The organism is Staphylococcus sp. HMSC14D10, assembly GCF_001808125.1.
Taxonomy (GTDB): Bacteria; Bacillota; Bacilli; order Staphylococcales; family Staphylococcaceae; genus Staphylococcus; species Staphylococcus haemolyticus.
In genome coordinates, this window is sequence record NZ_KV792265.1 from 45,031 (window position 1) to 57,324 (window position 12,294).

10 protein-coding genes are annotated in these 12,294 nt (G+C 33.7%); all 10 read left to right on the forward strand.

What is annotated here, in order from left to right; all coding sequences use genetic code 11:
• Nucleotides 1–179: 179 nt before the first annotated feature.
• Complete coding sequence (locus HMPREF3134_RS09050) at nucleotides 180–4,496, forward strand: PolC-type DNA polymerase III (RefSeq protein WP_070442325.1); 4,317 nt, start codon at nucleotides 180–182, stop codon at nucleotides 4,494–4,496.
• Nucleotides 4,497–4,665: 169 nt separating this feature from the next.
• Nucleotides 4,666–5,133: a ribosome maturation factor RimP gene (gene rimP, locus HMPREF3134_RS09055; protein ID WP_070442328.1), complete on the forward strand. Its 468-nt coding sequence runs from the start codon at nucleotides 4,666–4,668 to the stop codon at nucleotides 5,131–5,133.
• A gap of 20 nt (nucleotides 5,134–5,153) precedes the next feature.
• The gene (gene nusA, locus HMPREF3134_RS09060; RefSeq protein WP_070442329.1) at nucleotides 5,154–6,386 is read left to right on the forward strand and encodes a transcription termination factor NusA; all 1,233 of its coding nucleotides are present in this window, start codon (nucleotides 5,154–5,156) and stop codon (nucleotides 6,384–6,386) included.
• 25 nt (nucleotides 6,387–6,411) lie between these two features.
• Entirely contained in the window at nucleotides 6,412–6,696 is a 285-nt protein-coding gene (rnpM, locus tag HMPREF3134_RS09065) for an RNase P modulator RnpM (RefSeq protein ID WP_070442330.1), read from the forward strand.
• Nucleotides 6,693–7,010, forward strand: coding sequence for a YlxQ family RNA-binding protein (locus tag HMPREF3134_RS09070; protein ID WP_037537314.1), 318 nt, complete (start codon nucleotides 6,693–6,695; stop codon nucleotides 7,008–7,010). Before rnpM ends, HMPREF3134_RS09070 begins: the two co-directional genes overlap by 4 nt.
• A 4-nt stretch (nucleotides 7,011–7,014) precedes the next feature.
• Nucleotides 7,015–9,159, forward strand: coding sequence for a translation initiation factor IF-2 (gene infB / locus HMPREF3134_RS09075; protein ID WP_070442331.1), 2,145 nt, complete (start codon nucleotides 7,015–7,017; stop codon nucleotides 9,157–9,159).
• Nucleotides 9,160–9,320: 161 nt separating this feature from the next.
• Nucleotides 9,321–9,671 carry a 30S ribosome-binding factor RbfA gene (gene rbfA / locus HMPREF3134_RS09080; RefSeq protein ID WP_037551622.1) on the forward strand — a complete coding sequence of 117 codons (351 nt, stop codon included), beginning with the start codon at nucleotides 9,321–9,323 and terminating at the stop codon, nucleotides 9,669–9,671.
• Nucleotides 9,672–9,897: 226 nt separating this feature from the next.
• Entirely contained in the window at nucleotides 9,898–10,815 is a 918-nt protein-coding gene (truB, locus tag HMPREF3134_RS09085) for a tRNA pseudouridine(55) synthase TruB (RefSeq protein WP_070442332.1), read from the forward strand.
• A gap of 14 nt (nucleotides 10,816–10,829) precedes the next feature.
• Nucleotides 10,830–11,801 carry a riboflavin biosynthesis protein RibF gene (ribF, locus tag HMPREF3134_RS09090; RefSeq protein ID WP_037537305.1) on the forward strand — a complete coding sequence of 324 codons (972 nt, stop codon included), beginning with the start codon at nucleotides 10,830–10,832 and terminating at the stop codon, nucleotides 11,799–11,801.
• 117 nt (nucleotides 11,802–11,918) lie between these two features.
• Nucleotides 11,919–12,188, forward strand: a complete 270-nt coding sequence (gene rpsO, locus HMPREF3134_RS09095) for a 30S ribosomal protein S15 (protein ID WP_053018906.1) — start codon at nucleotides 11,919–11,921, stop codon at nucleotides 12,186–12,188.
• The last annotated feature ends 106 nt before the right edge of the window (nucleotides 12,189–12,294 follow it).

Consider the following 12,294-nt stretch of genomic DNA (forward strand, 5'->3'; position numbering starts at 1 on the left):
GAGGTTAAGACAATTTCATATTTGTCTAAACCTCTTTTTTTACTAAAAATTTTAAAACGAAACATATGAAAAGCACATGGCAAAGTAGTATAATGGATATCAAGTTTGCAGTTAGATCATAACACGTTACGTATACATATAATTGAGAAATTAGTTAGATATAAGGGTGGTTATCTGTCATGGCAATGACGAATCAAGAAAAATTCAAAGTACTCGCTGACCAGATTAAAGTTTCCAATCAACTAGATCAAAAAATCATTGAAAAAGGTGAATTAACGCGAGTAGATGTGTCAAATAAAAATAGAACGTGGGAATTTCAAATTACATTGCCATATTTTCTATCACATGAAGATTATTTAATATTCACTAATGCGATTACTGAAGAATTTAAAGAAATTGCCAAAGTTGATTGGCATTTTACAATTCAAGATACAAGTAATCAAGATGAGCATGCTATCAAATATTTTGGTCATTGTATAGAACATACTGCACTTTCACCTAAAGTAAAAGGTCAACTTAAACAGAAGCGTTTAATTATGTCTGGTAATGTGTTGAAAGTAATGACCTCTAATGACATCGAAAGAAATCACTTTGACAAAGTATGTAATGGTAGCTTAGTAAAGGGTTTTCGTAAATGTGGTTTTGATATTGATAAAGTTGTTTTTGAAACGGACGACTCAAGTTCTTATGATGATTTAGCTTCATTAGAAGCACATATTCAAGAAGAAGATGAAAAAAGTGCTCGTGAAGCTACTGAAAAAATTGAAAAAATCAAAGCAGAAAAAACGAAACAACAAGATAACAATGAAAGTAATGTTGATAAGTGTCAAATTGGTAAACCGATACAAATTGATAATATAAAACCAATTGAATCAATCATTGAAGAAGAGTTCAAAGTAGCGATTGAAGGGGTTATATTTGATATTAACCTAAAAGAATTAAAGAGTGGTCGTCATATTGTTGAGTTAAAAGTCACAGACTACACAGATTCTCTTGTACTTAAGATGTTTACAAGAAAAAATAAAGATGATTTAGATCACTTTAAGGCACTAAGTGTAGGTAAATGGGTACGCGCTCAAGGACGTATTGAAGAAGACACGTTTGTAAGAGATTTAGTAATGATGATGACTGATATAGAAGAAATCAAAAAGACACCTAAGCAAGATAAAGCAGAAGAAAAGCGTGTAGAGTTTCATTTACATACATCAATGAGTCAAATGGATGGTATTCCTAATATAAGTGCATATATTAATCAAGCTGCAAAATGGGGACATAAAGCGATAGCAGTTACAGATCATAATGTCGTTCAAGCCTTTCCTGATGCTCATGGTGCCGCTGAAAAAAATGGTATTAAAATGATTTATGGTATGGAAGGTATGCTCGTAGATGACGGAGTACCTATTGCTTACAAACCAACAGATCGAGATCTTAAAGAAGCAACTTATGTTGTATTTGACGTTGAAACAACTGGACTTTCAAACCAATACGATCAAATTATAGAATTGGCCGCCGTTAAAGTTAAAGACGGGGAAATTATTGATAAATTTGAACGATTCAGTAATCCACACGAAAAATTATCAGAAACAATCATTAATTTAACTCACATTACTGATGATATGTTGACTGATGCACCTGAGATTGAGGAAGTATTGACTGAATTTAAAGAATGGGTAGGAGATGCTATATTTGTAGCACATAATGCATCATTTGATATGGGGTTTATTGACACTGGATATGAAAGGCTTGGCTTTGGGCCATCAACGAATGGTGTCATAGATACTTTAGAACTATCACGTACGATTAATACTGAATATGGTAAACACGGATTAAACTTTTTAGCGAAAAAGTATGGTGTAGAATTAACTCAACACCATAGAGCCATTTATGATACTGAGGCTACAGCGTATATCTTCATTAAGATGGTTCAGCAAATGAAAGAGTTAGGAGTTACAAATCATAAAGACATTAATCAAAAACTGTCTAATGAGGATGCATATAAACGTGCACGTCCGACACATGTGACATTAATTGTTCAAACACAAGAAGGCTTAAAGAACTTATTTAAAATTGTAAGTGCCTCATTAGTTAAATATTATTATCGAACTCCTAGAATTCCACGTTCATTATTAAATGAATATCGTGAAGGCATACTAGTTGGAACAGCTTGTGATGAAGGTGAATTATTCACTGCTGTAATGCAGAGAGACCAATCGGAAGTTGAAAAAATCGCTAAATATTATGATTTTATTGAAGTACAACCACCTAAACTGTATCAAGATCTTATTGATAGAGAACTCATAAGAGATACTGAAACACTTTATGAAATTTATGAACGTATATTAAAAGCAGGAGAAAGTACAGGTATTCCAGTAATAGCGACAGGAAATGCGCATTATTTGTATGAACATGACGCGATTGCTCGTAAAATCTTAATCGCATCTCAACCTGGTAATCCTTTGAATCGCTCAACTCTACCAGAAGCGCATTTTAGAACGACAGATGAGATGTTAGATGAGTTTCACTTTTTAGGTGAAGAAAAGGCACATGAAATAGTTGTTAAAAACACAAATGAATTAGCAGACCGAATTGAAAAAGTTATTCCAATTAAAGATCAATTGTTTACGCCACGTATGGATGGAGCAAATGAAGAAATTCGTGAACTAAGCTACACAAATGCCAAAAAATTATACGGTGAAGATTTACCACAAATCGTAATCGATCGTCTTGAAAAAGAACTAGCAAGTATCATCGGAAATGGATTCTCGGTTATCTATTTAATTTCACAACGTCTTGTTAAAAAATCTCTAGATGATGGATATTTAGTAGGTTCGCGTGGTTCGGTTGGATCTAGTTTTGTGGCAACAATGACTGAAATAACTGAAGTTAATCCCTTGCCACCTCATTACATTTGTCCTAACTGTAAAACGAGTGAATTCTTTGATGATGGGTCTGTAGGTTCTGGGTTTGACTTACCTGATAAACAATGTAGCACTTGTGGTGCTGAACTTATTAAAGAAGGGCAAGACATACCATTTGAAACATTCTTAGGATTTAAAGGAGATAAAGTTCCTGATATTGACTTGAACTTTAGTGGTGAGTACCAACCAAACGCTCATAACTATACTAAAGTGCTTTTCGGGGAAGACAAGGTGTTCCGTGCAGGAACAATAGGAACAGTTGCCGAAAAAACGGCGTTTGGATATGTCAAAGGCTACTTAAATGACCAAGGTATTCATAAACGTGGTGCGGAAATCGATCGTCTGGTTAAAGGATGTACAGGTGTAAAACGTACAACAGGACAACATCCAGGTGGGATTATAGTAGTTCCTGATTACATGGATATTTATGATTTCACCCCGATACAATTTCCTGCAGATGATCAAAGCGCTTCTTGGATGACAACGCATTTCGACTTCCACTCCATCCATGATAATGTTTTAAAACTTGATATATTAGGACATGATGATCCTACAATGATTCGTATGTTACAAGATTTATCTGGTATAGATCCTAAGACCATTCCAGTAGATGATAAAGAGACAATGCAAATCTTTAGTAGTCCTGAGTCATTAGGTGTAACTGAAGAGGAGATACTTTGTAAGACTGGAACGTTCGGTGTACCTGAATTTGGTACAGGATTTGTTCGACAAATGTTAGAAGATACGAAACCAACAACTTTTTCAGAACTTGTACAAATATCAGGATTATCTCATGGTACTGATGTTTGGTTAGGTAATGCACAAGAATTAATTCGTTCAGGTATTTGTGATTTATCAAGCGTTATAGGTTGTCGTGATGATATCATGGTTTATTTAATGTATGCAGGATTAGAACCCTCAATGGCCTTCAAAACAATGGAGTCAGTGCGTAAAGGTAAAGGTTTAACTGAAGAAATGATAGATGCTATGAAAGAGAATGATGTACCAGATTGGTATTTAGATTCTTGTCTGAAAATTAAGTACATGTTCCCTAAAGCCCACGCGGCTGCATATGTATTAATGGCAGTGAGAATTGCATATTTCAAAGTACATCATCCGCTTTATTATTATGCATCTTATTTCACAATTCGTGCATCAGACTTTGATTTGATTACTATGATTAAAGACAAAGAAAGCATAAAGAATACAGTCAAAGATATGTATTCAAGATACATGGACCTCGGTAAAAAAGAAAAAGACGTTCTTACTGTCTTAGAAATTATGAATGAAATGGCTCATCGCGGATTCCGTATGCAACCAATTAGTCTAGAGAAAAGTCAGGCATTTGACTTTATTATTGAAGGAGATACCTTAATTCCTCCATTTATTTCTGTACCTGGACTTGGAGAGAATGTTGCTAAACGTATTGTTGAAGCGCGAGAAGATGGACCATTCCTATCTAAAGAAGATTTAAATAAAAAGGCTGGATTATCTCAAAAAATAATTGAGTATCTTGATGATTTAGGTTCTTTACCTAATCTTCCAGATAAGGCACAATTGTCTATTTTTGATATGTAATTTTATATTCCAAGCTCAAAAGTATTTTATTAGTCTCTGTGATGCAAGAGATAGACATTTGTTTAAGGAATTAAAGTGTGATATACTTAATGTGCGTAAAAAATTAGACTCAGGCAGAAAGAGTGGGCATATACCCGCTCTTTTCTATTTGCCGAAAAAGGAGGCCTGTATGAGTAAAATCACTGAAGAAGTAGAAACAATCATAACTCCTATTTTAGACGAATTGAATTTTGAATTAGTTGAAGTTGAATACACTAAAGAGGGGAAAGATCATTTTTTAAGAATCTCTATTGATAAAGAGGGCGGTGTCGATTTAAATGATTGCACACTTGCATCTGAAAAAATCAGCGAGGCAATGGATGAGAATGATCCAATTCCAGATATGTACTACTTAGACGTAGCATCACCAGGTGCGGAACGTCCAATTAAAAAAGAAAAAGATTATCACAATGCAATTGATAAACCAGTATTTGTATCATTATATGTGCCAATTGAAGGCGATAAAGAGTGGCTTGGAATTTTAAAAGCTGTTGATGAAGACACAATCACGATGGAAGTTAAAGAAAAAGCTAAAACAAAACAAATTGAAATACCAAGAAATAAAATTGCAAAAGCACGTCACGCTGTAATGATTTAACGTGATGAGGAGGAATAATTGTGGCAAGTAATGAACTTTTATTAGCAACTGAATATTTAGAAAAAGAAAAGAAAATCCCTAGAGAAGTATTAATTGATGCAATTGAAGCAGCTTTAATAACTGCATATAAAAAGAACTATGATAGTGCTAGAAACGTACGTGTAGAATTAAATATGGATGAAGGTACTTTTAAAGTTATAGCACGTAAAGAAGTTGTAGAAGAAGTATTTGATGACAGAGACGAAGTAGATTTAAGTACAGCATTAGTTAAAAATCCAGCATATGAAGTTGGTGATATTTACGAAGAAGATGTTACACCAAAAGATTTTGGTCGTGTTGGTGCACAAGCTGCTAAACAAGCAGTAATGCAAAGACTAAGAGATGCTGAAAGAGAAATTCTGTATACTGAATTTATTGATAAAGAAGATGATATTTTAACAGGTGTTATCGATAGAGTTGACCATCGTTACGTTTATGTTAACTTAGGTAGAATTGAAGCGGTCTTATCTGAAGCTGAAAGAAGTCCTAACGAAAAATATATTCCTAACGAACGTATTAAAGTCTATGTTAATAAAGTGGAACAGACAACTAAGGGACCACAAATTTACGTTTCTAGAAGTCATCCAGGCTTGTTAAAACGTTTATTTGAGCAAGAAGTTCCTGAAATTTATGATGGAACTGTTATTGTGAAATCAGTAGCACGTGAAGCTGGTGATCGTTCTAAGATTAGTGTTTATTCTGATAATCCAGACATCGATGCGGTAGGCGCATGTGTTGGTGCAAAAGGTGCTCGAGTTGAAGCTGTAGTTGAAGAACTTGGTGGAGAAAAAATCGACATTGTTCAATGGAATGAAGATCCTAAAGTATTTGTACGTAATGCTTTAAGTCCATCACAAGTATTGGAAGTTATCGTTGACGAAGACAATCAATCTACTGTTGTTGTAGTTCCTGACTATCAATTGTCACTAGCTATTGGTAAGAGAGGTCAAAATGCACGATTAGCTGCAAAGTTGACTGGATGGAAAATTGATATTAAATCAGAAACTGATGCTCGTGAAGCGGGAATTTATCCTGTGATTGAATCTGAAGAATTAGCTGAAGACATCGTTTTATCAGAATCAGATGATGAAGATATCGAAATTGAAGATGTTAATCTAGAGGAATCAAATTTAACTACTGCAGAATTAGCGGCAGATATCGATGAACCTTCTGAAAATATCGAAGAAGCAGACAGTGAAGAAAAAGACGTATAAGCAGATAATTGGGGTGAGTAATTAAGTGAAGAAGAAAAAGATTCCAATGCGTAAATGTATTATTACAAATGAAATGCGTCCCAAAAAAGATATGATTCGCGTTGTTATTAACAAAGAAGGCGACATTTTTGCTGATGGTACTGGCAAACAACAAGGTAGAGGCGCTTATGTTTCAAAAGATGTTGAAAGTGTAGAAGCAGCCCAAGAAAAAGGCGTACTTGAAAGATATTTTAATGCAGATTCTGAGAAGCTAGACCCTGTTTATAAAGAAATTATACGTTTGATTTATAGAGAAGAGATTCCTAAATGAGCAAAGAACAAATTTTAAACTTTTTAGGTTTAGCAATGAGAGCCCGTAAAGTAAAGTCTGGCGAGTCTGTATTGCTTACTGAAATCAAGAAAAATAATATAAAGCTTGTTATCATGGCATCTGATGCCTCAGAAAACACTTTAAAGAATATAAAAAATAAATGTGAAACATATCATGTTCCATTTAGAATCTTTAGTACAAGAGCAGAATTAGGACAATCTTTAGGCAAGTCGGAACGTGTGAACATTGGAGTAATAGACTCTGGGTTTGCGACTAAGCTTACGTCGATGATAGATGAATATTGTAAGGAGTGATTATATGAGTAAAAAAAGAATTTACGAATATGCGAAAGAATTAAATGTTAAAAGTAAAGAGATTATAGATGAGTTAAAAAATATGAATGTAGAAGTATCAAACCATATGCAAGCGTTAGAGGACGATCAAATTAAAACGCTTGATAAAAAGTTTAGACCACAAGAAAGTAACAAGAATACAAAACAAAACACTCAAAATAATCACCAAAAACAAGAAAACAATACTAAAAATAATAACAAACAGAACAACAAAGGTAACGCGAATCAAAAAGGCAATAGTAACAACAAAAATAATGCCAAAAACAACAAAGGTAACAAAAATAATAAGAACAATAAAAGTAATAAAAACAATAAAGGTAACAAAAATAATAAACCAGCAGCAGAACCAAAAGAAATGCCATCTAAAATCACATATGAAGAAGGCATTACAGTTGGCGAGTTAGAGGATAAATTAAATATTGAATCATCAGAAATTATTAAAAAATTATTCTTATTAGGCATCGTTGCTAATATTAACCAAGCACTTGATGAAGAAACACTAGAATTGATTGCGGATGATTATGGTGTTGAAATTGAAAAAGAAGTCGTTGTAAATGAAGAAGATTTATCAATTTACTTTGATGAAGAAGAAGTTGATCCAGATGCAATTGAACGACCAGCCGTAGTTACAATTATGGGACATGTTGACCATGGTAAAACAACATTACTTGATTCAATTCGTCATACTAAAGTTACAGCTGGAGAAGCAGGCGGTATCACGCAACATATTGGTGCTTATCAAATTGAAAATGCTGGTAAAAAAATTACATTCCTTGATACACCTGGACACGCAGCATTTACTACAATGCGTGCACGTGGTGCTCAAGTAACGGACATCACAATTTTAGTTGTTGCAGCTGATGATGGTGTTATGCCACAAACAATTGAGGCAATTAACCATGCTAAAGAGGCTAACGTTCCTACGATAGTAGCTGTAAATAAAATTGATAAACCTACTGCAAACCCAGAACGTGTTATGCAAGAATTAACAGAGTACGGTTTGATCCCTGAAGACTGGGGCGGTGAAACAATTTTCGTTCCACTTTCAGCATTAAGTGGTGAAGGTATTGATGATTTATTAGAAATGATTGGCTTAGTAGCTGAAGTCCAAGAATTAAAAGCTAATCCTGATAAACAAGCTGTAGGTACTGTGATTGAAGCGGAGTTAGATAAATCACGTGGTCCAGCTGCTTCACTATTAGTTCAAAACGGAACATTAAATGTCGGTGACTCAATAGTTGTAGGTAACACATATGGACGAATTAGAGCGATGGTTAATGATTTAGGTCAAAGAATTAAATCAGCAGGTCCTTCTACACCTGTAGAAATTACAGGTATCAATGATGTGCCATTAGCAGGTGATCGCTTTGTTATCTTTAAAGACGAAAAACAAGCACGTCGCATTGGTGAAGCGCGTCATGAAGCAAGCGTTATCCAACAACGTCAAGAAAGTAAAAATGTCTCATTAGACAACTTATTTGAACAAATGAAGCAAGGTGAAATGAAAGATCTTAACGTGATTATCAAAGGTGACGTTCAAGGTTCTGTTGAAGCACTTGCAGCTTCTCTTATGAAAATTGATGTAGAAGGCGTTAATGTACGTATTATTCACACTGCTGTTGGTGCTATTAATGAATCAGATGTTACATTAGCTAATGCGTCAAATGGTATTATTATTGGTTTCAATGTGCGTCCAGACGCAGGTGCTAAACGTGCTGCAGAAGCTGAAAACGTTGATATGAGACTTCATCGCGTTATTTATAATGTTATTGAAGAAATTGAATCAGCTATGAAAGGTTTACTTGATCCTGAATTCGAAGAACAAGTTATCGGACAAGCTGAAGTACGTCAAACATTCAAAGTGTCTAAAGTTGGCACAATTGCTGGTAGTTATGTTACTGAAGGTAAGATTACTCGTAATGCAGGTGTTCGTATTATTAGAGACGGAATTGTTCTATTCGAAGGTGAATTAGATACATTGAAACGTTTCAAAGACGATGCCAAAGAAGTTGCTCAAGGTTATGAATGTGGTATTACAATTGAAAAATTCAATGATATTAAAGAAGGCGACATTATCGAAGCATTTGAAATGGTTGAAATCGAAAGATAAGACTTAACAATATATGTTTAGGTGGACGTGGAGAAACCGTCCACCTTTTTAAATGATGAACATTACAATATATTGTTTCTTTAAGATAATGCGTTTAAATCTAACTTAAATAGTGAATAAAATAACAAAGAAGAGTAACATCAAATATTGAGGTGACATAAATGAGTAACATGAGAGCAGAACGCGTAGGCGAACAAATGAAGAAAGAAATAATGGATATCGTTAATAATAAAGTTAAAGATCCTAGAGTAGGGTTTATCACAATTACTGACGTTGACTTAACAAATGACTTATCTCAAGCAAAAGTTTACCTTACAGTCTTAGGTAGCGAGAAAGAAGTTAATGATACGTTTAAAGCTTTAGACAAAGCGAAAGGATTTATTAAATCTGAATTAGGTTCAAGAATGAGATTGCGTATCGTTCCAGAATTATTCTTTGAATATGATGAATCAATTGAGTATGGTAATAAAATCGAGAAAATGATTCAAGATTTGCATAAGCAAGATAGATAATTATTTATTATCTTAATTACAGCAAATTTACTAAATAGTTAAGGGGTAGGACATTGAAATTAGTATAATTTCAGTTCTACTCTTTTTCAAATTAAAGTAATTAAAAATTTACCAATTTAGCTATATGATATACGAATTAGTGTTATTACTTTTATATTAAATAACACAAGTTAAGTCAGATAAGTTATGATACATAAGTGTACTTAAAACTGAAGGATGTGAAAAAATGTATAATGGTATTTTACCTGTATATAAAGAGCGTGGATTGACGAGTCATGATGTCGTCTTTAAGCTAAGAAAAATCTTAAAAACTAAGAAAATAGGTCATACTGGGACATTAGATCCTGAAGTTTCTGGGGTATTGCCAGTATGTATTGGTACTGCCACTCGTGTAAGTGATTATGTGATGGATATGGGAAAATCTTATAACGCTACCATAACTCTAGGGGAAAGTACGACTACGGAAGATCAAACAGGAGAAGTTATTGATAAAATAGATGTACAAGAAAATGCAATAAATATTAATAAAGTAGACGCTGTTTTAAAACAATTTGAAGGAATTATAGAACAAGTTCCACCTATGTATTCATCTGTTAAAGTAAATGGTAAAAAGTTATATGAGTATGCACGAAAAGGTGAAACTGTTGAACGACCAGTTCGTAAAGTAAATATAGATTCGATAGCACGCACATCTGAACTTCAATTCGAAGACGGGAAATGTCATTTTAATATTGAAGTTAAATGTGGTAAAGGTACATATATTCGCACATTAGCAACGGATATTGGTAAACAATTAGGGTATCCAGCTCACATGTCGCTATTGACACGAATAAATTCAGGTGGGTTTGACATTAAAGATAGTATAACATTAGATCAAATCTCACAATTACATGAGCAAGACACATTACAATCAAACTTATTTCCTTTAAAATATGGTTTGAAAAGTTTGCCGAAAATTTATGTATCTGATGAAAATATAAAAACTAGAATATTAAATGGACAAAAGTTTAATAAAAAACAATTTAATCAAACGATTGAACAACAACTCGTCTTTATTGATTCTGAGACGGAGGAAGTAATGGCAATTTATATTCAACATCCGGATAAAAATCATGAAATAAAACCTAAAAAAGTATTTAATTAAAGGAGTCTAAAGTTATGAAAGTGATAGAAGTAACCCATCCAATTCAAGAAAATCAGTTGATAAAAGAAGACGTTGCGATGGCATTTGGCTTTTTTGATGGCATGCATCGTGGTCATCATAAAGTGTTTGAAGCATTGGATGAACGTGCTGCAGCGCAAAATCTAAAAAAGGCAGTAACAACATTCGATCCTCATCCTTCTGTTGTGTTAAATCCTGAACGTAAACGCACAGATTATTTAACACCACTTTCAGATAAACTTGAAATGATTGAACAACACGACGTGGATTATTGTATTGTTATTAATTTTTCTTCACGATTTGCGAGTGTAACAGCAGAAGAGTTTGTTCAAGACTATATTATTAATAATCGCGTTAAAGAAGTGATTGCTGGTTTTGACTTTACTTACGGTAAATTCGGAAAAGGTAACATGTCCGTATTAAATGAAATGGATGAATTTAGCACTACAATAGTTGGTAAACAAGAAATGGATACTGAAAAAATCTCTACTACTGCAATTAGGGAAGCTTTGAAAGAAGGAAATTTAAAAAAGGCCAATGAGCAGTTAGGTTATCTCTATCGAATTAAAGGCACTGTAGTTCAAGGAGAGAAACGTGGACGTACAATTGGCTTTCCTACGGCAAATGTTCAACCAAGTGATGATTATGTTTTACCTAAAAAAGGGGTTTATGCTGTTAGTATGGCGATAGGTGCTGAAAATAAAATCTATCGTGGTGTAGCTAATGTTGGTGTTAAACCTACTTTTCACGATCCTTCTAAAGCTGAAGTAGTGATTGAAGTTAATATCTTTGATTTTAATGACAACATATATGGTGAACGCGTCATTGTTTATTGGCATCATTATTTAAGACCAGAAGTTAAATTTGATGGTATTGATCCATTAGTTGAACAAATGAATAATGATAAAGAAAAAGCGAAATACTTACTTTCAGTTGATTTCGGTGATGATGTATCGTATAATATTTAAAGTTGAGTTCTAGAAAATCGAATTCAACTTTAAATATTATTCCTTTATCTTGGCTGGTTGAGACTCCGACGCCTAGCTCAGATTAAGGTGTATACAAATTTTAGGAGGAATTTAATTATGGCAATCACTCAAGAACGTAAAAATGAAATTATCAAAGAATATCGCGTGCACGAAACTGACACTGGTTCACCAGAAGTACAAATCGCTGTTTTAACTGCAGAAATCGCTGCGTTAAACGAACACTTACGTGAACACAAAAAAGACCACCATTCACGTCGAGGATTATTAAAAATGGTAGGTCGTCGTCGTCATTTGTTAAACTACTTACGTAGTAAAGATATTCAACGTTACCGTGAATTAATTAAATCATTAGGTATCCGTCGTTAATTTTTATATATTAAGAGGAAAGCACCATTTAGTTTGGTACTTTCCTTTTTTTATCGTTTAATATAAATCACTAATATAAAATTTGAAAAATAAATGCTATGATGTA

Coding starts and splice junctions, on each gene's coding strand:
- HMPREF3134_RS09070 (WP_037537314.1), top strand. CDS start 6,693: ATGAGCAAAGAACAAATTTTAAACTTTTTAGGTTTAGCAATGAGAGCC.
- infB (WP_070442331.1), top strand. CDS start 7,015: ATGAGTAAAAAAAGAATTTACGAATATGCGAAAGAATTAAATGTTAAA.
- truB (WP_070442332.1), top strand. CDS start 9,898: ATGTATAATGGTATTTTACCTGTATATAAAGAGCGTGGATTGACGAGT.
- rpsO (WP_053018906.1), top strand. CDS start 11,919: ATGGCAATCACTCAAGAACGTAAAAATGAAATTATCAAAGAATATCGC.
- rimP (WP_070442328.1), top strand. CDS start 4,666: ATGAGTAAAATCACTGAAGAAGTAGAAACAATCATAACTCCTATTTTA.
- HMPREF3134_RS09050 (WP_070442325.1), top strand. CDS start 180: ATGGCAATGACGAATCAAGAAAAATTCAAAGTACTCGCTGACCAGATT.
- rbfA (WP_037551622.1), top strand. CDS start 9,321: ATGAGTAACATGAGAGCAGAACGCGTAGGCGAACAAATGAAGAAAGAA.
- ribF (WP_037537305.1), top strand. CDS start 10,830: ATGAAAGTGATAGAAGTAACCCATCCAATTCAAGAAAATCAGTTGATA.